The sequence below is a fragment of the Thermodesulfomicrobium sp. WS genome (assembly GCF_027925145.1).
Lineage (GTDB): Bacteria > Desulfobacterota > Desulfovibrionia > Desulfovibrionales > Desulfomicrobiaceae > Thermodesulfomicrobium.
The window spans coordinates 863,340-883,847 of the sequence record NZ_AP027130.1 but is presented as its reverse complement, the minus strand read 5'-3'; the positions used below and the strand labels follow the sequence as shown (position 1 = coordinate 883,847).

Annotated in this window: 23 protein-coding genes and 1 tRNA gene; 14 read left to right on the top strand and 10 right to left on the bottom strand. The window is 64.1% G+C overall.

All coding sequences use genetic code 11. The annotated features are described in order from the left end of the window. Nucleotides 1-43 precede the first annotated feature (43 nt). Nucleotides 44-1,294, bottom strand: a complete 1,251-nt coding sequence (locus QMF81_RS04335; RefSeq protein WP_281752359.1) for an HD domain-containing protein — start codon at nucleotides 1,292-1,294, stop codon at nucleotides 44-46. A 198-nt stretch (nucleotides 1,295-1,492) separates the two neighbouring features. Between QMF81_RS04335 and rplM the strand changes: the two genes are divergently transcribed. The 5 genes from rplM to QMF81_RS04310 all read left to right on the top strand — a co-directional run bounded on the left by rplM (nucleotide 1,493) and on the right by QMF81_RS04310 (nucleotide 4,763). Further along, the gene (gene rplM, locus QMF81_RS04330; protein ID WP_281752357.1) at nucleotides 1,493-1,921 is read left to right on the top strand and encodes a 50S ribosomal protein L13; all 429 of its coding nucleotides are present in this window, start codon (nucleotides 1,493-1,495) and stop codon (nucleotides 1,919-1,921) included. Between the two features lie 18 nt (nucleotides 1,922-1,939). Further along, nucleotides 1,940-2,332, top strand: coding sequence for a 30S ribosomal protein S9 (rpsI, locus tag QMF81_RS04325; protein ID WP_281752355.1), 393 nt, complete (start codon nucleotides 1,940-1,942; stop codon nucleotides 2,330-2,332). A 59-nt stretch (nucleotides 2,333-2,391) separates the two neighbouring features. Then, nucleotides 2,392-3,723, top strand: a complete 1,332-nt coding sequence (locus tag QMF81_RS04320; RefSeq protein WP_281752353.1) for a radical SAM protein — start codon at nucleotides 2,392-2,394, stop codon at nucleotides 3,721-3,723. Nucleotides 3,724-3,761: 38 nt separating this feature from the next. Beyond that, nucleotides 3,762-3,837 (top strand) — tRNA-Val (locus QMF81_RS04315). An 86-nt stretch (nucleotides 3,838-3,923) separates the two neighbouring features. Further along, nucleotides 3,924-4,763: a class I SAM-dependent methyltransferase gene (locus QMF81_RS04310; RefSeq protein WP_281752351.1), complete on the top strand. Its 840-nt coding sequence runs from the start codon at nucleotides 3,924-3,926 to the stop codon at nucleotides 4,761-4,763. On the opposite strand, the gene cbiB is transcribed toward QMF81_RS04310, so the two are convergent. Next, a complete protein-coding gene (gene cbiB / locus QMF81_RS04305; RefSeq protein WP_281752349.1) occupies nucleotides 4,760-5,671 on the bottom strand; it encodes an adenosylcobinamide-phosphate synthase CbiB in 912 nt (303 codons plus the stop codon). The genes QMF81_RS04310 and cbiB overlap by 4 nt on opposite strands. Continuing rightward, nucleotides 5,668-6,123: a tRNA (cytidine(34)-2'-O)-methyltransferase gene (locus QMF81_RS04300; protein ID WP_281752347.1), complete on the bottom strand. Its 456-nt coding sequence runs from the start codon at nucleotides 6,121-6,123 to the stop codon at nucleotides 5,668-5,670. Before QMF81_RS04300 ends, cbiB begins: the two co-directional genes overlap by 4 nt. A gap of 83 nt (nucleotides 6,124-6,206) precedes the next feature. Here QMF81_RS04300 and rfbB point away from each other — a divergent pair, with 83 nt between their 5' ends. The 4 genes from rfbB to QMF81_RS04280 are packed head-to-tail and all read left to right on the top strand — an operon-like array spanning nucleotide 6,207 to nucleotide 9,037. Then, nucleotides 6,207-7,232 (top strand): dTDP-glucose 4,6-dehydratase, encoded by a 1,026-nt coding sequence (gene rfbB, locus QMF81_RS04295; RefSeq protein ID WP_281752345.1) that lies wholly within the window; start codon nucleotides 6,207-6,209, stop codon nucleotides 7,230-7,232. Continuing rightward, a complete protein-coding gene (gene rfbD / locus QMF81_RS04290; RefSeq protein WP_281752343.1) occupies nucleotides 7,229-8,074 on the top strand; it encodes a dTDP-4-dehydrorhamnose reductase in 846 nt (281 codons plus the stop codon). Before rfbB ends, rfbD begins: the two co-directional genes overlap by 4 nt. 55 nt (nucleotides 8,075-8,129) lie before the next feature. Beyond that, nucleotides 8,130-8,672, top strand: a complete 543-nt coding sequence (locus QMF81_RS04285) for a nucleotide exchange factor GrpE (protein ID WP_281752341.1) — start codon at nucleotides 8,130-8,132, stop codon at nucleotides 8,670-8,672. Further along, nucleotides 8,669-9,037 (top strand): CoA-binding protein, encoded by a 369-nt coding sequence (locus QMF81_RS04280; protein ID WP_281752339.1) that lies wholly within the window; start codon nucleotides 8,669-8,671, stop codon nucleotides 9,035-9,037. Before QMF81_RS04285 ends, QMF81_RS04280 begins: the two co-directional genes overlap by 4 nt. A gap of 67 nt (nucleotides 9,038-9,104) precedes the next feature. Here QMF81_RS04280 and QMF81_RS04275 read toward each other — a convergent pair whose 3' ends face one another. Beyond that, nucleotides 9,105-9,233, bottom strand: a complete 129-nt coding sequence (locus tag QMF81_RS04275) for a hypothetical protein (protein WP_281752337.1) — start codon at nucleotides 9,231-9,233, stop codon at nucleotides 9,105-9,107. Between the two features lie 202 nt (nucleotides 9,234-9,435). Here QMF81_RS04275 and QMF81_RS04270 point away from each other — a divergent pair, with 202 nt between their 5' ends. After that, nucleotides 9,436-9,909, top strand: coding sequence for a hypothetical protein (locus QMF81_RS04270; protein WP_281752335.1), 474 nt, complete (start codon nucleotides 9,436-9,438; stop codon nucleotides 9,907-9,909). Here the strand turns inward: QMF81_RS04270 and QMF81_RS04265 are convergent. Next, complete coding sequence (locus QMF81_RS04265; RefSeq protein ID WP_281752333.1) at nucleotides 9,851-10,714, bottom strand: histidinol-phosphatase; 864 nt, start codon at nucleotides 10,712-10,714, stop codon at nucleotides 9,851-9,853. The genes QMF81_RS04270 and QMF81_RS04265 overlap by 59 nt on opposite strands. Nucleotides 10,715-10,717: 3 nt before the next feature. After that, entirely contained in the window at nucleotides 10,718-11,995 is a 1,278-nt protein-coding gene (locus QMF81_RS04260; protein ID WP_281752330.1) for a diguanylate cyclase, read from the bottom strand. An 88-nt stretch (nucleotides 11,996-12,083) separates the two neighbouring features. Between QMF81_RS04260 and QMF81_RS04255 the strand changes: the two genes are divergently transcribed. The 4 genes from QMF81_RS04255 (at nucleotide 12,084) to QMF81_RS04240 (ending at nucleotide 16,750) form a co-directional block, all read left to right on the top strand. After that, entirely contained in the window at nucleotides 12,084-12,722 is a 639-nt protein-coding gene (locus QMF81_RS04255; protein ID WP_281752328.1) for a thiamine diphosphokinase, read from the top strand. Between the two features lie 7 nt (nucleotides 12,723-12,729). After that, nucleotides 12,730-13,770 (top strand): DUF475 domain-containing protein, encoded by a 1,041-nt coding sequence (locus QMF81_RS04250; RefSeq protein WP_281752326.1) that lies wholly within the window; start codon nucleotides 12,730-12,732, stop codon nucleotides 13,768-13,770. After that, nucleotides 13,767-14,924 (top strand): MFS transporter, encoded by a 1,158-nt coding sequence (locus QMF81_RS04245; protein ID WP_281752324.1) that lies wholly within the window; start codon nucleotides 13,767-13,769, stop codon nucleotides 14,922-14,924. The genes QMF81_RS04250 and QMF81_RS04245 overlap by 4 nt, the downstream gene beginning before the upstream one ends. Nucleotides 14,925-15,178: 254 nt before the next feature. Further along, nucleotides 15,179-16,750, top strand: a complete 1,572-nt coding sequence (locus QMF81_RS04240) for a sigma 54-interacting transcriptional regulator (protein ID WP_281752321.1) — start codon at nucleotides 15,179-15,181, stop codon at nucleotides 16,748-16,750. Here QMF81_RS04240 and QMF81_RS04235 read toward each other — a convergent pair. Genes QMF81_RS04235 through QMF81_RS04220 form a run of 4 tightly spaced genes read right to left on the bottom strand, consistent with a single transcriptional unit; the run spans nucleotide 16,721 to nucleotide 20,502 of the window. Beyond that, complete coding sequence (locus tag QMF81_RS04235; protein WP_281752319.1) at nucleotides 16,721-17,803, bottom strand: ABC transporter ATP-binding protein; 1,083 nt, start codon at nucleotides 17,801-17,803, stop codon at nucleotides 16,721-16,723. The genes QMF81_RS04240 and QMF81_RS04235 overlap by 30 nt on opposite strands. Further along, nucleotides 17,781-18,446, bottom strand: a complete 666-nt coding sequence (gene modB, locus QMF81_RS04230) for a molybdate ABC transporter permease subunit (RefSeq protein WP_281752317.1) — start codon at nucleotides 18,444-18,446, stop codon at nucleotides 17,781-17,783. The genes QMF81_RS04235 and modB overlap by 23 nt, the downstream gene beginning before the upstream one ends. Then, nucleotides 18,446-19,216 carry a molybdate ABC transporter substrate-binding protein gene (gene modA, locus QMF81_RS04225; RefSeq protein WP_281752315.1) on the bottom strand — a complete coding sequence of 257 codons (771 nt, stop codon included), beginning with the start codon at nucleotides 19,214-19,216 and terminating at the stop codon, nucleotides 18,446-18,448. The genes modB and modA overlap by 1 nt, the downstream gene beginning before the upstream one ends. A gap of 23 nt (nucleotides 19,217-19,239) precedes the next feature. After that, nucleotides 19,240-20,502, bottom strand: coding sequence for a radical SAM protein (locus QMF81_RS04220; protein WP_281752313.1), 1,263 nt, complete (start codon nucleotides 20,500-20,502; stop codon nucleotides 19,240-19,242). Nucleotides 20,503-20,508 lie beyond the last annotated feature (6 nt).

Genomic DNA, 20,508 nt, shown 5'->3' with positions numbered 1-20,508 from the left:
AGTTCTCCTGATAAGGTTTTCTCCAAATTTTGCCTTTCTTGCCTCAATCGAAATCCGCCAGCAAGGCCCCGATATGCACCTCTTCCGTGAGGGCCTCCTGTCCCAGGCGGCTGCGGATGCGCCACAGGGCCTGCTGGAGGTGGTCGTTGACCACGCCGTGGGTCTTGGAGGTGTAGGCCTCGAGAAACGCCGCCAATTGGTCACAGATCTTGAGCATGCGGCCATCCTTGGGGGCAAAGCGATCCTCGTTGAACGTCCCTTGCAGTTGCTCCCAATTGACGCACGCCGGCCGGCCATCCAAGGTCACCAAATCGCAAAATTCCGAACCCACCTCCAGGCCCAAGAGATAGCGCAGACTGTCCGCAAGCGGACGCGTCACCGGGGTATCCAAGATGGCAAAGAGCCGGCGCTCCAGCTCCCGCTTTTCATACTCCCGGATCAGATCGTCGATGCCCGCCACCGAGCCTTTCACCGGCGAGATGATGTCGCGCGTCAAGAGCTCCGGCACGTCATGAAAGAGCCCGGCATAGAAATCGTTGCAGCGCCGTGCCGGGCAGGCGCCCACGACGATGCTGAAGAAATACGCCAAACACGCCACCAAAAACATATGTCCCAAAACCGAGGTCTCCGGGATGCGTGGGGTCTGCGACCACCGCTTCTGGAAGCGCAGGGTGCCACACAGGGTGACGAAGCGCCCCAAGGCCGTGGCCGGGGCCTCGAGCAAGTCCGCCACGCCGGCAAGGTGCTGGCGGCGGGCAAGGCCCTGCTGGAAATTGGCCTCGATCTCCGCCATTTCATCGTCCCAGGGATTGAGGGGCCGGATGAGATGGAACTCCCAGCGACTGGCGAAAAGATGCGCCGCTGCCAGGATACTCTCCGCCAAGGACTCTTCCTCCCGGCCCTGGCGATGAAAATGGGTGCACAGATCGTCCCAAAATTCCCGCCCCAACGGCTGCACCCGCGGCCGCAGCTGCTCCAGGACCCAGGCGGTGAGCCGGTCATAGTGGTCTGGATTGGCCTTGATCCGGTAAAAAACCGGCGGCTTGATGTCGGTAATGACCAGCCGGTAGAGGTAGTCGAAGATGCCGCCGCGCACGATGTCTTCCCGCAGGCGCACGGCCTGATCCCCCGGCAACCCTTGGGCCGCCAGTTCCCCCAAGGCCCAGGCGACGATCATCTTGTGCCCTTGCTTGTCCATCTCCACCAGTTCCATGGGCCGGAGCTTGTCGTTCCAGCGCTTCATGAAACTTCCGGAAAAGACCAATTGCAAAAGCCCTTTGCGGATGCTGGGCATACTTCCTCCCGCAGGAGCCAGAAAAATCCTTTACAAGCGAGGCCCCGGCAGCTAAAGGCTACCTTCTCCTTATCCCACGAAGGTCACGTTCACCATGGTTATGTGTACGGGAAAAAACGGGAAAGCACAAGGAACCCCGTCCTTGACGCCCGTCTTCCCACGATCTCAAGGCCAACGATTTGTCGAGGAGCCGGAAACATGAAGACCTATAGCCTCAAAGCCAGCGACATCGACCACAAATGGTATGTGGTGGATGCCCAGGACAAAATCTTGGGCCGCTTGGCCGCGGAAATCGCCCTGCGCCTGCGCGGCAAGCACAAGCCCGATTATGCCCCCCATATGGACAACGGCGACTACATCATCGTGGTCAATGCCGATAAAATCCGCGTCACGGGCAGAAAGATGACGCAGAAAGTCTACTACCGCCACAGCCATCATATCGGCGGCATCAAGGCCACCGTGCTCAAGGACATGCTGCGCACCAAGCCCACGGACGTCCTGCGCAAGGCAGTGCGCGGCATGCTCCCCAAGGGTCCCCTGGGCTACAAGCTCATCAAGAAGCTGCGCATCTACACCGGCACCGAGCACCCGCACGCGGCCCAGCAGCCTCAGCCGCTGGATCTCTAATAAGGACGGAGTCACGCTATGAGCCAGGATTTCTACTACGGTACGGGCAAGCGCAAAACCTCCGTGTCTCGCACCCGCATGTACCGGGGCACGGGCAAGATTACGGTCAACGGCCGGGATTTGGCGGATTACTTCCCCCGGGCGACGCTGCAGATGATCATCCAGCAGCCCCTCAAGCTCACCAAGACCATCGACAAGGTGGACGTGGTGTGCCGGGTCACGGGCGGCGGTCTTTCCGGCCAGGCCCAGGCGGTACGCCATGGCATCAGCCGGGCGCTGCTGCACTTCGACCCCGAGCTGCGGGGCGTGCTCAAGCGCGCCGGGTTCCTCACCCGGGATTCCCGCGCCAAAGAGCGCAAAAAATACGGTCAGCGTGCGGCCCGCGCCCGCTTCCAGTACTCCAAGCGCTAAACCATCCCCCATCCCGAATCCAAGGCAGGGTCCGCCCTGCCTTTTTCATTGGTGCGCCCATGTCCCGATCCCGCCTGCGACCCCACCTCGTCTTTGCCGGCAACGACGGCTCCATCTACGATCACCCGGACCTGCTCATGCTGGTGCGGCGCGGCAACGAACTCGCCCTGCCGCGGCCCGACGAGCTCGTCCCGCTGCCGGAAGGAAGCGACCTCTACCTCTTGCCGGGCCGGCGCGCCCTGGGCCTCGACCCCGTTCAGGGCAACGTGGAAGCGCTGGAGGAATGCGCCGTGGCCGCCTTTGTGCGGCCGGGATTCACCCTCTCGGCCACCGCGGCCTACCTGACGGAAGCCGGCGCTCCGGCGCTGCCCATGTTCGCCTACGGTGCCGTGGGTTTTGCCCGCGACCGCTTCTGGGTGGCGGCCGCCTTGGTGGATCACGATCCGCGCCAGATTTTTTCCGGCATTCCGCAAAGCCGCATCACTCAGGGGGCGCGCAAGCTGGGGGCGCAGTTTCCCCACAACCGTCTCGTGGGGCACCTGACCCGCTGCGCGCTCACCTTCTGCTGCCCAGCAGCCAAAAACCTGGCCTTAGGACGATTCGAAGCGCCGCTGCCCACCGCTCGGGTCTGCAACGCCCGCTGCCTCGGCTGCATTTCCCTGCAACCACCCGACGCAGGCTTCGTGGCCCCGCAAAACCGCATCACCTTCAGCCCCTCGGTGGAAGAGATCGTCCAGGTCATGGAGGTTCACGCCCGTCGGGAAAAGCGGCCCATCCTCTCCTTTGGCCAGGGCTGCGAAGGCGAACCCCTCACCGAGGCGCGCCGCATCACGCAGGCGATCCAGCGCTTTCGGCAGGCCGGCGGGCCAGGCACGGTGAACATCAATACCAACGCGAGTCTCACCGCCGCCCTGGAGCCCCTGGCCAAGGCCGGGCTCTCCTCCATCCGCGTCACCCTGGCCAGCGCCCAGCCCGAAGTCTACGCCCGCTACCACGCCCCGCAGGGCTACTGTTTTGCCGATGTTGCGGCGAGTATTGCCGAGGCCAAGGCCCACGGGCTCTTTGTGTCCCTCAACTACCTCTTTTTCCCCGGAGTGAGCGACACCGAGGCCGAGCTCGACGCCCTCCTTGCCCTCCTCACCGACACCCGGCCGGATTACATCCAGATGCGCAACCTCTCCCTGGACCCTGAGCGCTACCTTCAGCACATGGGGGGACCCACTTCCCCCTGCATGGGACTGCACCGCTTTCTCAGCCGTATCCGGAAAGCCTGCCCGTGGGTGCGCTTTGGGTATTTCAACCCCTACCTCATGGCCGACGGCACTCCTCTGCTGTGGACCGCCCAAGGCCCAGCCCCGGCCCCGCAAAATTTTTCTGCACATTCTGCTTGACACCCAACGGCCTCTGCCCATAGAGAGGCTTCCGCTTCGGGCGATTAACTCAGCGGTTAGAGTGCCATCTTCACACGGTGGAAGTCATAGGTTCAAATCCTATATCGCCCACCACCGCCTCCAAGCCCTTCCCCCTGGAAGGGCTTTTTTCCACCCACGCCGCAGCCATTGCTCGCTGTGGCGAGACTGCACCACCGCCCATGGTCCCACTGGTCTCCACCGACTACTGTCTGCTCGATAGCGGCCATGGCCGCAAGCTGGAGCGCTTCGGCCCGGTGATCCTCGATCGCCCCTGCGGTCAAGCGGTCTGGCGGCCCCAGCACCCCGAAAGATGGGAAAAGGCCACCGCCAGCTTCGATCGCCAAGGCGGCCTGCGCTGGCACGGTCGCGAACGCCTCCCCAAAGATTGGGTCATTGAGGCCGCTGGGGTGCGCATGCGCCTTGCCGCCACCGACTTCGGACATTTGGGGATATTTCCCGAGACCATCCCGCTGTGGCGCTGGCTCTTGGAAAACCTTGCCCCTGGCATGCAGTTTCTCAATCTCTTTGCCTATTCCGGCGGGGCGAGTCTGGCTGCAGCCAAGGCTGGGGCGAAGGTCTGCCATTTGGACGCCTCCCGCGGCATGGTGGGGTGGGCGCGGGAAAACGCCGCCCTCAACGACCTGACGGAAGATGCCGTGCGCTGGATCGTGGACGACGCCCAGGCATTTCTGCGCCGGGAGGCCCGCCGGGGCCGACGCTATGACGCGGTCCTGCTGGATCCGCCTTCCTTTGGCCGCGGCCGGCGCGGCGAACTCTACAAGATCGAACGTGACGTGCAGCGCACCCTGGAGCTGGTGGCGCAGGTGCTCTCGCCTTCGGCCCGGTTCGTGGTACTCACCTCCCACACCCCGGGATTCACCCCCCAAGTGCTCCAAAACCTCATGGCACAAAGTTTTCCCACGGACCGCACCGAAGGCGGCGAAATGCTCATCGAGGCGCCCGACAGCCTGCCCCTTCCGTGCGGCAGCTGGGCCCGGGCCTGGCTTGCCACGCCCTAAACGACGAGCTTCCAGACCACGGCAGTGGCAGCACCCCCCAGGGACGCCGCCACCACCAACCGCTCCAGTTCTTCGAGCCGCTCCACGGTCCACGGCACCCCTGCAGGCCCCAAGAGCGGCTTGCGCTTGATCTGGCCTGCGTAGCGGTCCTCTCCGCCCATGCCAGCCCCGATGGCAGCAGCCGCCGCAGCCATGGGCCAGCCGGCATTGGGGCTCTCCAGGGCGCGGGCCTGCCGGGCGACACTGCACAAAGAAATCCTGCGGCCCCAGACCCAGGCCACCCCCGCCATGGCCAAGGCCGTCAACCGGGCAGGGAGATATGCCGCAAGGTCGTCCAGGCGGGCCGCGCACTTGCCCAAGCGCTCAAAACGCGGGGTACGGTAGCCCCACATGGAATCCAGGGTGGAGACGGCCTTGTAGGCCCAAAGCCCAGGCACACCGCCGACGGTCAGCCAAAAGAGCGGGGCCACGAAGCCATCGGTGGTGTTTTCCGCCAGGGTTTCCGCAAGCCCCCGGGCCAGGCCGGCTTCATCCAAATGCGCCGTCTCCCGGCTCACCAAAAAGGCCAAAAGGCGGCGCGCCGTATCTGCGTCGCCGCAAGCCAGCGCCCGGCGCACCCGCCGCGCCTCCCGCACCAGGCTCCCCAAGGCCAGGCCCGCAAAACCCAGATAAAGGGCGAATACCTTCCCCACCCACGGCAGGGAGATCAACGCGTGCGCCCCGAGCGCCGCCCCGGCGGCCACGACAACCGTGACCAGGGCCCCGCGCACAAGCGGCGATCTCTGGGCCCAGGGCTCGAGCCGCGCGGCACACGCCCCTATGACCCGCACCGGGTGCGGCCACCCCGGTGGATCTCCCACGACCAAATCCAGGAGTACGCACGCAAGAAGCAGCAGTGCCTCGCTCATGCCACCGAATCCAAGACCCCCACCTGACGCAAGCCCTCGTACAAGAGCACCGCGGCGGCGTTGGCCACATTGAGGCTGCGCACCTGGCCCCAAATGGGGATACGCACCACGGGGCGGCCCTGGGTGACCTGTTCCGGCAGTCCCCGGGTCTCAGGCCCGAGGACGACGCCGTCATCGGGCTGAAAGGCGAATTGGTGGTACGGGGTGCCGCCGCGGGCACTGGAGCACACCAGGCGGCCGCCGTCCCAGCCCGCAAGAAAGGCCTCCCACGACGGCCACACCCGCAGCGGCACGTGCGGCCAGTAGTCGAGCCCGGCGCGGCGAAGATACCTATCTTCCAGGCTAAAGCCCAACGGCTCCACCAGGTTGAGGACCGTTTGCGTGGCAGCGCACAGGCGAGCGATGGTGCCGGTATTGGGGGGGATTTCCGGCTCAAAGAGAACGATTTGCATGACCCATCCTCTTGCACTAGGGACACGAACGCGGGCGGCACCTTGTTCGGCTCCCGCATATCCGTCAAGCACAAGGAGCAAGCATGCATCTTCTCGTCACTGGCGGCTGCGGCTTCATCGGCACCAATTTCATTCTTCACCTGCTGGAAACCGACCCCGCAGTCCGCATCACCAACCTCGACAAGCTCACCTATGCCGGCAACCGCGGCAACCTTGCGCACCTGGAAGGAGACGGCTCGCGCTACGCCTTCGTCCATGGCGATATCGCCGACGCGGCCTTGGTGGAGCAGCTCCTTGCCGAGCACGCCATCGACGCGGTGGTCCACTTTGCCGCGGAGTCCCATGTGGATCGCTCCATTACCGACAGCGCCCCGTTCATCCACACCAACGTGGCGGGGACCCATACTCTGCTTGAAGCGGCACGCAAGGCGGGGGTGCAGCGCTTCGTGCACGTCTCCACCGACGAGGTGTACGGATCCTTGGGGCCCCATGACCCGGCCTTCACGGAAGAGACGCCGCTGGCGCCCAACTCGCCCTATTCAGCCTCCAAGGCGGCCTCGGACATGCTCGCCCGGGCCTATTTCCACACCTACGGCCTGCCGGTGATCATCACCCGCTGCTCCAACAACTACGGTCCCTACCAGTTCCCCGAAAAGCTCATCCCCCTCACCTACCTGCGGGCGACCCGCGGCGAGCCGGTGCCCGTGTACGGCGACGGCAGTAATGTCCGGGATTGGATCTACGTCCTCGACCATTGCCGGGGGGTGGAGGCTGCCTTGCGCCGGGGAGAGCCCGGCAAGGTGTACAACTTCGGCGGCGACGCCGAGCGCACCAACCTGGAGACCGTGCACACCATCCTCGACGCCGTGGGCGCCCCCCGCAGCCTGGTGCGCTTCGTCACGGATCGCCCAGGGCACGACCGGCGCTACGCCATGAACAGCTCCCGGGCCAAAAAGGAGCTGGGCTGGCGGCCGGAGACGGATTTCGCCACCGGCATCGCCCAGACCATCCGCTGGTATCAGACGCACGCCGCCTGGCTCGACGACGTACAAAGCGGCGCCTACCGCCAATTCATGGAAAAATGGTACGCCAAGGAGCGCGGGGTATGAACACAGCCTTGGTGTTTGGCGGCCGCACCGGCCTGTTGGGGCAAGCCCTGTGTGCGGCCCTCACCCAGGCCGGATGGCGGGCCGTGCCCATCGGGCGCACGGACGTGGACCTGTGGGACGTCGACGCCCTGCGCGCCCTCGTCACCCAAGTGCGGCCGCAGGTGGTGTTCAACGCCATTGCCTACACCGCCGTAGACCGTGCCGAAGACGAGCCCCAAGAAGCCTGGCGGGTCAACGCCCTGTTCCCGCGTCTCTTGGGCCAGGCCGTAGGCACGGCGCACCTGGTGCACTACAGCACGGACTACGTCTTCGACGGCCGCGCCACCCGGCCGTACCTCCCCACTGATCCCGTCAATCCCCAATGCGTCTACGGCCGCACGAAGCTGGAAGGCGAGACGGAACTTACCCGCCTGGGACTGGCGCGCCTGACCATCGTGCGTACGGCCTGGCTCTTCGGCCCAGGACGCATGAATTTCGTCGCCCGCATCCTGGAACTCGCCCGCAGCCGTCCGGAACTCACCATTGTCCATGATCAGGTGGGCAGTCCCACCTTCACCCCGGATCTCGCCGCAGCAAGCCTGGCCCTGGTGCAGGCCGGGGCCACAGGGATCTTCCACGCGGTCAACGCCGGACAAGCCTCGTGGTGCGAGCTCGCCGCGGAAGCCGTGCATGTTGCCGGCATTGCCTGCCCGGTGCGGCCCATCACCTCGGCGGAGTACCCCCAAAAGGCCGCCCGGCCTGCCTACTCGGTACTCGACACGACGAGCCTCACGGCGGCCACGGGCATGACTCCCCGCTCCTGGGCCCTGGCGCTTCGCGAATACATCCGCGCCCTGCGTTGACTTGTCCCCCGAACGATTTATGCCCAAAGGACACTACTTGTAAGGAGAATCTCCCATGGAAGAACGCATGGAAGAACAGCACACCCCAGAAACCACACCGCAAACGCCCGAAAAGGAGACGCCCAGCGTGGAAGAGCGCCTGGCAGCGGCGCTGCAGGAAATCGAGGCGCTGCGCACCGACAACCTGCGCATCCTTGCCGATAGCGAGAATTTCAAAAAACGCCTCACCCGGGAAAAGGAAGAACAGTGTAAATTCGCCGTGGCCGGACTGGTGGAAGAACTCCTTGTGGTCCTGGACAACCTGGAGCTGGCCCTTTCCCATTGCAGCGGCAACGAGGCGTGCAAGGATCTCTTCACCGGCGTGGACATGACGCGCAACGCCATGCTGGAAGTGCTGCGCCGCCACGGACTCACCCCCATCGAGGTCCAGGAAGGGGCGGACTTCGACCCCGCCCTGCATGAAGCCTTGGGGCACGAAGCCCGGGCAGACCTCAAACCCGGCACCGTGGCCCGGGTGCTCCAAAGAGGCTATCTCCTCAAGGAGCGGCTCCTGCGGCCCGCCAAAGTCATGGTGACCAGCACCCCGGAGCAGGCATGAGCACCCAGACCGTGGCCATCCTCGGCGCCAGTCCCAAGCCGGAGCGCTATTCCCACAAGGCCCTCAAAGCCCTCATGGAGCACGGGCACGACGTCATCCCCGTGCACCCTGCCCGGGCGGACATCGACGGCATCCCCACGGCCCGCAGCCTCGACGAAATCACCCGGCCCGTGGATACCCTCACCGTGTACGTGAGCCCCACACACAGCCTGCCGCTTGCCGAAGCCATCATCCGGCTGCGGCCGGGCCGGGTCATCCTCAATCCCGGCACCGAGTCCCCGGAGCTGGAAGCGCGCCTCAGCGAGGCCGGCATCGTCTGGCAGCATGCCTGCACCCTCGTGCTCCTCTCCACAGGGCAATTCTAAAAAAGCCCCCCGAAAAACGACTGCGGCCGCCTTCAGGCGGCCGCAGTCATTGGATGCGGGGATGCGCTTACTCGTGCCGATGATCGTCATGGGCCGGCACGCCCTCATGGGTGTGCTCATGCTCATGATCATGGGGATGGCTGTGCACCATATCCCCGTGCCGGTGCTCATGCTCATGCTGGACGACCTTGGTCACCGTCGCAGCACCTGTCCCACGCCCACAACCACAACCTTTACACATATTCCGTCCCTCCTGAAAAAAGGTCGCTGCCACATGCGGCATATCCCTTCTCTAATCGCCCCCTGCCAAAAGACAAGCCCAATTCCCTCAAGCCGAACCATTTTCCTGCCGCCTTGGGTTTGACACGTCCCTCGTCAGGCTCTAGCTCATCCAGGTCATGGCACCAATCCCTGCATGGATCCACCACTACACGCCTCGGGCGGCCAGCCGCACCCGCATCATGACTGCGGCCTGTTTTTGGTCTGCGGTGGGATTTTTTCTCATCAGCAAAGGCGGACTGCTGCTGCGCCCGCAGCCCTGGCCTGCCATCATGGGTACGGCCGTCGCCGGGCTGGGTTTGGGGCTTGCCAAAAGCCGCCTGGTCTTCGACCGCACCGCCCGCGCCGTGGTGGCGCATATTCGCCGCAAGCCGGAACCCGCCTGCCTGGGCGGCCTGTTTTCCATACGCAATTGGGGGCTCATCGTGGCCATGATGGTCCTGGGACGAGCCCTTGGCGCCTCCCCGCTGCCGCTGGAGGTCCGCGCCGGCGTCTTCCTGGTGGTGGGCTGCGGGCTACTCACCTCCAGCCGCATCATGTGGCGGGCATGGCGCGCCACACCGGCCACGAACCTTGGGGACCTGCGACGCTAGCGGTCATCCCCAGGGCGCGTAGATGCGCATCCAACCGCTCCCAGGCAAAGCCCACGTGCGCCACGGCATGGGCGTCATCGCCGTAGGCAAAGGCGATGCCCAGGTCCCGCGCGGCTTCCAGCACCGGCGTGCACGGATAGATCGCTGCCGCCCCCTTGCGCCAGGCCGCCACGTTGGCATCGAGCACCAGCCCCAAGTCGCGTACGGCCTCCAGATTGCGCCGCACCCGCGCCCAGACTTCGGGGCGAACAAGAGTCTCCTCCCCGTGGGGATCAAAGATGCGGATGATGTCGAAATGGCCCACCACCTCGGGGCGAACGCTCTTGAGCAGCGCAAGCTGGGCATCGAAGTAGGCCAGATAGAGTTCCACCAACCCGCCGGCCGCGGCCTGGGCCTGGGCGTAACTTTGCGGGGAAGCATCGAAACACACCCCGGCGACGTGGTGCACCGAGCCCACCACCATGTCCAAGGCGTAGAGCTGCCGCAACTGGGCGATCCACGCCCCCGCGTGCTCATACCACTCGGTCTCCATGCCCACGAGGACCTCCATCCTGCCGGCATACTCGGCCCGCAATTGCCGCGCCTTCTGGACGTAGGCGGCAAACCGCCCCGCCATCCAGGCCGCATCCCGGCCCAAGGCCACCTCGTCGGCATACCGCCAACGGTTGGAAAGCGGCGGCATATGCTCCGTCAAAGCCACCAAGGAAAACCCCTGCCGGGCATAGGCAGCGACCAGATCGTCCAGGCTGTCTTGGGCGTGATCACAAAAGTCCCGGCTGTGGCCGCCGTGAAGGCATGCACGCATCAGCTACTCCTTACCTGTGTCCATTTTTTGGGGGCTCGCGCCCATCTCCACGCGGTTGCGGCCACGGTGTTTGGCCCGGTAGAGGAGCTGGTCGGCGCAGGCCAGATGCCGCTCCAAGTTCTGTCCAGGCAGGCCGCATACGCCGATGCTCACGGTCACCGGCACCGAGCCGCCGGGGGCGTTCACCGGTGTTGCCGCCAGCTCCGCCCGGAAGGCCTCCACGCGGGCAGCCACGTCCGTCACACCGACAAACAACACCGCAAATTCCTCGCCGCCGAGACGGGCAGGCAAGGCCTGCTCCCCCCCAAAATGGCGTAGCAGCATGGTGCCAAGATGACGCAGCACCGCATCTCCGGCCTCATGACCGTACTGGTCGTTGACGCGTTTGAAGTGATCGAGATCCAGCATGGCCACGTATACCGGCTCCTGCCGCTCCTGGGCCTTTGCCAAGAGCTGGGAGCCATGTGCAAAGAAGTAGCGCCGGTTGGCCAGACCCGTGAGCATGTCCTTTTCCGAGAGGTCGCGGATGGTGCGGATGTATTCGAGCAGGTCCAAGTTCTGGGTGATGCGGCAATAGAGCTCTTCGGCGGAAAACGGTTTGTGGAGAAAGTCGTTGGCCCCGCTTTTGAGAAAGCGCGCGGAAAGGTCCTTCTGTTCGTGTCCGGAAATACCGATGATGGCGAGTTCTTCCTTAGGATACAGCCCCCGAGCCGCCTGGACCAGGCGCACGCCATTCATCTGCGGCATTTCGTAGTCCGTGATCACCAGCCGCACGTTGGGGTGCTCGGCCAAAAGGCGCAGCCCCTCGCTGCCGTCTGCCGCCTCCAGCACGGTAAAGCAGTGCACCGCAAGCATCTCCGCCAGCATGTGCCGCACCGTCGCCGAGTCATCGACCACGAGCACCGCGACTTGGCGGTTGCGCAAGATACGCCGCACCAAGCGCACCGCATAGTTCAAACTCTCCTCTCCTTCTTTGACGACGTAGTCCACGATGCGCTTGGCCCACAAACGCGAGCGCGTCTGCTCCGAGCAGTCCCCGGCAAAGACGATGGCCGGGATATGGTGCGCCAAGGCGAGGTCCACCACTTCTCCGCCCGGAGCATCGGGGAGATTGAGATCGAGCAAGGCCACGTCGAACCGGCGCTCTGCCATGGCGGTCTGGGCTGCACGCAGGCTTACCGCCGCCACCACCTCGGCATCCACCTCCTCAGCGAGCCGCCGCGTGACCACCTGAAGGAACATGGGGCTATCATCCACTACCAAAACCGAAGAGTTTCCCATGGCGCCGCTCCATCTTCTGATTGTCGGAAGAGCCCACTGCCAGTATTGGTCTTTTGGCACCCTCTAGTCCAAGGAGCATGAAACGGCAATGCATATCGTCCTCATGGCCCATGGGCATTTCGCCCACACCCCGCTCGAAGAAGCAGCCCTGGCCCGGGCAGACCGCATCATCGCCGCAGACGGCGGCGCCCAGCACGTGCTCATGGCCGGACGCATCCCGCATTTGGTGGTGGGCGACATGGATTCCATTTCCACCGAGACCATGGAAGAGTTGCACGCCCAAAGCGTGCCCATGCACATCCATCCCCGTCACAAAGATGAGACCGACCTGGAACTTGCCCTGCGCGCCGCGGACTCGGCAACGGAGATCACCATCCTCGGCGCCCTGGGTGGACGCCGGGATCACGAATGGGCCAACATGCTGCTGCTCGCTCAGGCCCCATGCCCGGCCCGTATCCTCCATCAAACATGCAGCATCTTCCTGGTGGACCACCGCCGCCCCCAGCTCACCCTCCAGACCATGCCCGAAGACACCGTAAGCCTCATCCCCTTGACGGACGCCCACGGCGTGACCCTCACGGGGCTGGCCTATCCCCTCTCCCAAGCCACGCTCCCCCTGGGAAGCCCCCGGGGGGTGAGCAACGTGGCCCTGGGGACCTGCGCCACCATTTCCTTGACGAACGGCCGCATGCTCGTCATGCACCTCTCCCGCACCTATTCTCGGTGAGGTTGTCATGGCCCAACGCCATTGGTTGAGCTTTTTTTGGGAGTCCTTCGCCGGCACGATGCTCGGTCTGGGGATCGCCTTTGGGCTGGGATACCAGGCCGGCGGCCTGCCGGAGGCCGTGGCCTATCTCGTGACCACGACGCTGCTGGCCTGCCTGGAGACCTCGGTGTCCTTGGACAACGCCGTGGTCAACGCTGCGGTATTGCGGGTCATGCGGCCGGTGTGGCGGGTGGTGTTCCTCACTGCAGGCATCGCCGTGGCGGTGTTCGGCATGCGTATCCTCTTTCCTGTCCTCATCACCTCGGTGGTGGGACACGTGCCCCTGGCCGATGCCTGGACCATCGCCACCACGCAGCCTGAGCGCTATCAGGCCCTCATGGAGGAAAGCCACGTGCGCGTCATGGGATTCGGCGGCATGTTTCTCCTCATGGTGGCCCTCACCTACTTTCTCAACGAAAACAAAAAGACCCACTGGATCGCCTGGGTGGAACAGCTGCTTGTCCGCGCCGGCAGTGGAGAAAACGCCGCCGCCTCCCTGGCCATCGGCGTGGTCCTGGCTGTAACCTCGGTTATCCCCGCGAGCGACAAGTACCCGTTTCTCGTGAGCGCCCTGGCGGGGTTTGCCGTGCACGCCCTCATCGACATACTCAAGCACCTGGTGGGCGGCAGCGACATCCTCGAGGCTGCGGCCAAAAACGGCCTCATCGGCTTCGTGTATCTGGAGATTCTGGATAGCAGCTTTTCTTTTGACGGCGTGGTGGCGGCCTTTGCCATCACCAACAAGTTCTGGCTCATCGCCTTGGGCCTTGGCATCGGCGCCCTCTTCGTGCGCTCCATGACCGTCTATCTCGTGGACCGGGGGACATTGGAAGAGTTTGTGTACCTGGAGCCCGCGGCCTTCTGGGCCATCGTCTTTTTGGTGGTGGTGATGTTTGCCTCCGCCGCAGGCCATCATCTGCCCGGAGGCGAAGTATCCACTGCCCTGGCCAGCCTGGCCATTCTCGCTGCCGGGGTCATTTCCAGCATCAAGGCCAAGCGCCGGCCATGAACGCTCGGCTGCTGCAGCTTGCCATCTTCGCCCAGGTCTCGGCCTGCTTCACGACCATCTACCTGGTGCAGCCCGTGCTCCCCATCCTGCAGGCGGAGTTCGGCGTTTCCCTCACCCAGGCATCCCAAAGCGTCTCCATGGTCATCCTGGGGGTGGCGCTGTCCACTCTGGTCTTCGGCCGCCTGGCCGACTCCCTGCCCATCAAGCCGCTCATCACCTTGGGGTGCGTCTTCGTCGCCGGGTCCGGTCTTGCCTGCGCCGCGGTGCATTCCATGCCGCTCTTTCTTGCCCTGCGCTTTCTCCAAGGACTGTTCATCCCGGCCCTCACCACCTGCCTTGCCGCCTATCTCGCCCGGACGCTTCCGGTGGAGCGCCTCAATACCGTCATGGGCGCCTACGTGGCCGCCACGGTGGCCGGGGGCTTGGGCGGCCGTCTTCTGGGCGGCTGGATCCATCCGCCCCTGCATTGGCGCTATGCCTTCGTAACGTCCGCACTGCTCGTCTTCGTGACCACCGCCGCGGCCCTCATGGTTTTGCCGCCGGAAAACCGCACGAAGGCCCACACGGCTTCCGGGCCCGGATACCGCGAGCTTGCGACCTCCGCCCGGCTCCTGCCGCTCTTTCTCGTAGGCTTCGGCTCCCTTTTCATCTACGGCGCCACCTTCAACTACCTCCCCTACTACCTGGCGGCCCCGCCGTTTTCCGCATCCACCAACACCATCACCACCGTCTATTTCACCTACCTCATCGGCGTGGTGGTGGCCCCGGCCTCGGGGCGCATCAGTAACCGCCGCGGCAATGGCTTCACCATGCTCCTTGGCCTCGGGCTCATGGGCCTTGGCCTTGGCATCTCCCGCGCCCCATGGATGGCGGCAGTGGTTTTGGGACTCTGCCTGCTGTGCGCCGGCTTTTTCGCCGTGCACACCGCGGCGGTAGGGGCCATGAACCGCAGCCTCACCGAAAGCCGCGGCCGGGCCAATTCCTTGTACATCCTCTGGTATTACCTGGGAGGAAGCTGCGGCATCACGGTCATGGGCTGGGCGTGGCAGCACGCGGCCTGGAACGGCGTGCTGGCCGTGGGCTTTGCCATGCTCCTCGCCCTCGCGGCAGCGGCGCTCTGGGAAAAACGCCTGGAGCACACAGGACGCCGGTAACCACCCCGACATCTTGCCGCCACCAAACCACCACCGCCCTGCGGCAGCATCGGCGCACCCAACGTCACGGAGGCCTGCGTGCGCCACGTGTCTTTTCCTGTCCGTCTCGCCCTCTTGGTCGGCCGGAACACCCCACTTCCCGCAACACGCCGCATAAATTTATTCATTTTTGTAAAAAAATATCCGTCTCCAGCATCGCTCCTGACGCCACCGATACCTTCACCTCCTGGCACTCGCTTTGCTTTGCCGTGGACATGGATGCCAACCAAGACCTCGATGTGCTTCTGCGCATCGCCACCCACATCGACCAGGCCATGGATCTGGGAAACACCCTGGAGGCGGTCCTGGAAACCCTGGCGACCACCTTGGGGCTTTTGCGTATCACCATCACCCTCTACGATGAGCGCACTCGCCGTCTCGCCATTTCCCGATCCCACGGTCTCACCCCAGAAGAACGCCAACGGGGCATCTACCGCCTCGACGAAGGCGTTACCGGCGCCATCTTTCGCCAGCGCCAAGCCTTCGTGGTACCGGACATCACCACCGAACCGCTGTTTTTAGACAAGACCGGATCCCGGCGGCCCCAGGACATCCCTCTCGCCTTCATTGGAGTCCCCATCCTCCTGCATGGCGAGCCCATAGGAGTCCTGAGTGCGGACCGAGCCTACCCCGACCCGGAACGCCTGGAGGCCGACGCCCGCACCCTTTCCATCGTCGCCACCCTCCTTTCCCGCATCCTTGCTCTTCACAAAAATGTACAAAAAAAGCTCCACACTCTCGAGCAAGAAAATCTCCGGCTGCGCTCTCAACTGTCCCGAGAGACCGGAGGTCCAAGCCTCATCGGCAAGAGCTCCCGTCTGCGTGAGGTCGAAGACATGATCGAGCGCGTAGCCCCCACGCGGGCCACAGTGCTCCTCTTAGGAGAATCCGGCACGGGAAAAACCCTCGTGGCGCGCATCATCCATGATCTCTCGGATCGAGCCCAACGGCCGTTCGTCAAGGTGAATTGCGCCGCCATCCCGGAGAACCTCTTGGAATCGGAACTCTTCGGGCACGAGAAAGGGGCTTTTACCGGCGCCACGGCATCCCGACCGGGGCGATTTGAGGAAGCCCACGGAGGGACCATCTTTCTGGACGAAATTGGAGAACTCCCGCTGCCACTGCAATCCAAGCTGCTGCGCGTCCTCCAGGAGCGAGAGATGGAGCGTCTCGGGAGTAATGCTACCCGCAAGGTGGATGTCCGTATCATCAGCGCCACCAACCGCGACTTGGAAGAATTGGTCCGCGCCGGCCAGTTTCGCAACGACCTCTTCTACCGCATCAACGTCTTCCCCATCCACGTGCCCGCCTTGCGCGAACGCCCGGAAGACATCCTGCCCCTGCTTGCCCATTTCCAGCACCGGGCAGAGCAAGAATATGGACGGTCTCTGTCCTTCACGGCCGAAGCCCTCCACCTCCTCGAAGGCTACTTCTGGCCAGGGAACGTGCGGGAGATGGAAAACCTCGTGGAGCGGCTGATCATCCTCAATGACGGCACCCCGGTGACGGCAGCACGCCTGCGGCCATTGCTCCGCCTCGCCCCAGAGCAAGTGGTTTCCAGTCCGGCTCCTTCCCCCACGCCGGGTTCGCTCCAGGAGATGGAGCAGCGGGAACTCTTGGCCGCCTTGGAACGCTGCCATTGGATTCAGCAGCAGGCAGCCCGAGAACTCGGGATCACGCCCAGGCAGCTGGGATATCGCCTGCGCAAATATGGTCTGGAAACGTTCGTGGCCCGCAAGCGGCTCGAAGCCATTGCCTCACGGGGCGGGGAACACGTGGATCGCTGAGGGCGGCAGACACACACGCACCGTGGTCCCGGGCTGCGGCGGCCGCTGGCGCAGGGCCGGATGAGTGGATTCGGATTCCACGACGCCTCCTCCTGGCCAACGCAGCAGCACCCGTACCACCGGAGGAAGCACATCCACGGCACACACCTCCAATGCCACCAAGGGACCGCGGTGGTAGCGGCACGCCGGCTCGCCTTCAGGCACCACGGATACCTCGGCAGGAGGGACGTGCCACAAGACAGGCGCCCCATGCCGAAACCGCCGCTTCGTTCCGGAAACCACCGTGATCGCCCCGGCGCGAAGCACAAGTCCCGCCGCCTCGCTCCCAGCCACTTCCGCAGGCAATACATTGGCAAGACCCAACACCCGCGCCACCTGCAACGAGGCCGGAGCCCGCAGGACCTCCTCCGGGGGGCCCACCTGGAGCGCTTGCCCTTGATCCATAACCAGCATCTGCTGGGCCAACCGACGGGCCTCCTCGACATCATGCGTGACGAGAAGGCACGGGACACGCACCATGCTCCCCAAAGTACGCATCAAGTCGTGCAGGCTGCGCCGCATGGGCCCATCCACGGCAGAAAACGGCTCGTCGAGCAAAAGCACCCGAGGCCTCCGGGCCAAAGCGCGCGCCAGGGCTACCCGCTGGCGCTGGCCACCCGAGAGCTGATGGGGATACCGATCCTCCAAGCCCGCAAGCCCCACCTGGGCAAGATACTCCAGCGCCCCCGCCTTTCCCCCAACGCCTTGGGCCGCGAGCACGTTTTCCAGCACACTCCGATGGGGGAAGAGGGCATAGGACTGAAAGACCATACCCACAGCGCGCTGGTGGGTCGGCAGCCAGCGGCGACCGTCCTGCCACACCTCCCCCAGACACACCACGCGAGCTCCAGACACCCGGAAAAAGCCGGCAACCACCCGCAATAAGCTCGTCTTGCCGCACCCTGAAGGTCCCACCACTGCCATGGTCTGTCCTGCAGGGCACCGCAGCTCCACCGCCAGCGGGATCGGCGCGCTGCAACGAACCCGCACCTCAAGGCCTTGTTGCTCGTCCACGATCCACTCCAAAGAGAATGGCAAGAACAACAAGCGACATCCCCAAAAGCGTCGCCGCCAGCAAGGCGGCCCCAGCCTCGTCAAAGGCCTGAATACGTTCATAGATGGCAATGGACATGGTGCGCGTCTGCCCCGGGATGTTGCCTCCCATCATAAGCACCACGCCAAACTCACCAAGGCAGTGCGCCGCCACCAAGGCCACGGCCGAGACAAGCCCTGGCCATGCCAAAGGGAGCTCCACCCGCCACACTCGTTGCCACGGACCCATGCCGCAGCACGCCGCCGCCTCGAGCACCTCGCGGGGGATCGCCATCAAGGCCCGCTGCACCGGCTGGATGGCAAAAGGGATGTTGGTCAGGCACGACGCCAATACCAGCCCCGAAAAATGAAACACTAAAGGATGGCCGAGGATCTGTTCCGCCATGCGGCCCACGGGCGTATTCCGCCCCAACGTCTGAAGGAGGTAAAACCCCATCACCGTAGGGGGCAGGAGCAACGGGAGGTTGATCGCCGCCAGTACCAGGCTCTTGCCAGGAAACGAGCGCCACGCCAAAAGCCGTCCAAAGACCATTCCCACCGGCACAAGTATCAGTACCGTGCTCCCAGCGATCTCCAACGAAAGGACAAGGGCCGACCAATCCATCAAGATCCACCCCCCAAGGGCACGAAGCCGTAACGCTCCAGGATCTCCCGCGCCTTGGCGGAAAAGACAAACTGGTAGAACGCTTGGGCGACAGGCCCTGCCCCCTTGAGCAGCACACCGCGTTGGAGGAGCGGCGTATGCCACTGCTCCGGCACCAAGACGTACTCACCCTTACCCGCCAGAGAAGGAGAAAGCACCAAAGCAAGAGGGACAAGACCAGCGTCAGCGCCACCCTCGAGGATGAATTGGGCGGCCTGCCCCACATTTTCTCCAACGACCAACCGGGGCTGAATTTCCTCCCACACTCCCAAGCGGCGCAAGATCTCCTGCGCGCGCATGCCGTATGGGACATGTTCGGGATTGGCGATGGCAAAATGCGTGATTTTGTGACTCCTAACCGCCTCGACCATGCCGGAAAGGTCTGCCCCCACACCCAAAAGGCCCAACGAATGCCCCAAGAGGACCACCCGCCCCCGGGCATAGGTTCTGCCCGCATCCACGGCAAAGCCTTGTGCGTGGAGCGCCAGGACGTTTTCCTCATCGGCCGAAAAAAAGACCTCATACGGGGCCCCCTGAAGAATCTGCCGGCGGAAATTCCCTGAAGAACCAAAATTCAGACGCACCGACATCCCCGTTTGCCGCTGGAACTCTTCCGCCACTTCGCTGAACGCAAACTTGAGGCTCGCTGCGGCCGCCACCATAGGCCTTTCCTCAGCCGCGCATACCCACGCAAACCCCATCACCATGCCGGCCACCATCAACGTCCTCATGATTCCGCCCCAAAAAACGTGTGTTAGGCCCCGCATCCAACGCCTCCTCCCCCCAACGCGCCACGACATCCCGTACCGGAACAGGGCCGGAATGCGCCCATGTCTTGGCCTTCGGCATAGGCCGCAAGTACGTCCCGCACCAGCCCCTCCACCTCATACACGGTGATGCCTTGCTGGCTGAGAACTTCCTTGGGGCGCGCCCCTGCGGCCCGGACCAACACCGCACTGCAATCACCCAAAACCTGCGCCATCTGCCGCCACCGGCCATCGCCCCCGCCGGGTTCCGGCGCGGGCCGTGTCGCCACCAGGCGCGGCGATTGTCCTGGCTGCCAAATCTGAAAGGCAGCTGCTTCGCCCAAATGCTGATTGACCAAAAGCCCCTCCCGGCTGGCCACGGCTACGTATGGGCGCGACACGGCTGGGCCATGAGCCACTTGCCGCAGTACCGGGGCCAAGTCCCGAGACTGATCCGCATGGAGAAGCCCCACGGCATCTGCACGACAGCGCTGGCAATGGCGCATCTGAGGCAGCAAGGCCGAGGCCTCGTTCCGCAACGCCTCCACCAAATGCTCCTCGGGCTCGCCCAAGGCAGCAAAGGGGGTCTGGGCAGCTGGACACAGCGGGAGCAAATTCTGGATGTCGACACCAAGGCCCGCGGCCCAGCGCGAGACCTCGAGCACATGGTTCTCATTGACCGTAGGGATAACGATGGTGTTCACTTTCACGGTCATCCCCCGCTCCTTGAGACGGCGGATCCCCTCTTCCTGCCGGGAGAAAAGCAGCCGGGCCCCTTCCTCACCGCGGTAGACACGCTTGGCAAAACGCACCCACCGGTAGATCTGGCTTCCCACTTTCGGGTCCACGGCATTGACGGTCACGGTCGCGTGGGTCACGCCCAAATCCGCCAAGTCATCCACGACATCAGGAAGCCCCAGCCCATTGGTGGAAAGGCAGAACAACAACTCAGGATGGGCCTGCGCCACGAGACGGATGGTCTCCAGCGTTCGGGAAGGCTCGGCCAGCGGATCCCCCGGACCCGCAATCCCCACCACCCGGATACGCGGCTCCCGTTCAAGAACCATGTCCAAATAGGCACTGGCTTGCGTGGGGGAGAGCACCGCACTCGTCACTCCTGGACGGGATTCATTGATGCAATCATGCTTCCTATCGCAGTAATTACACTGAATGTTACATGTGGGAGCCACTGGCAAATGGACGCGCCCAACAGAGCATGCGGATTTTTTTTCAAAGCATGGATGTACGCTACGATCTTTTTGCCTGCACATGATGAC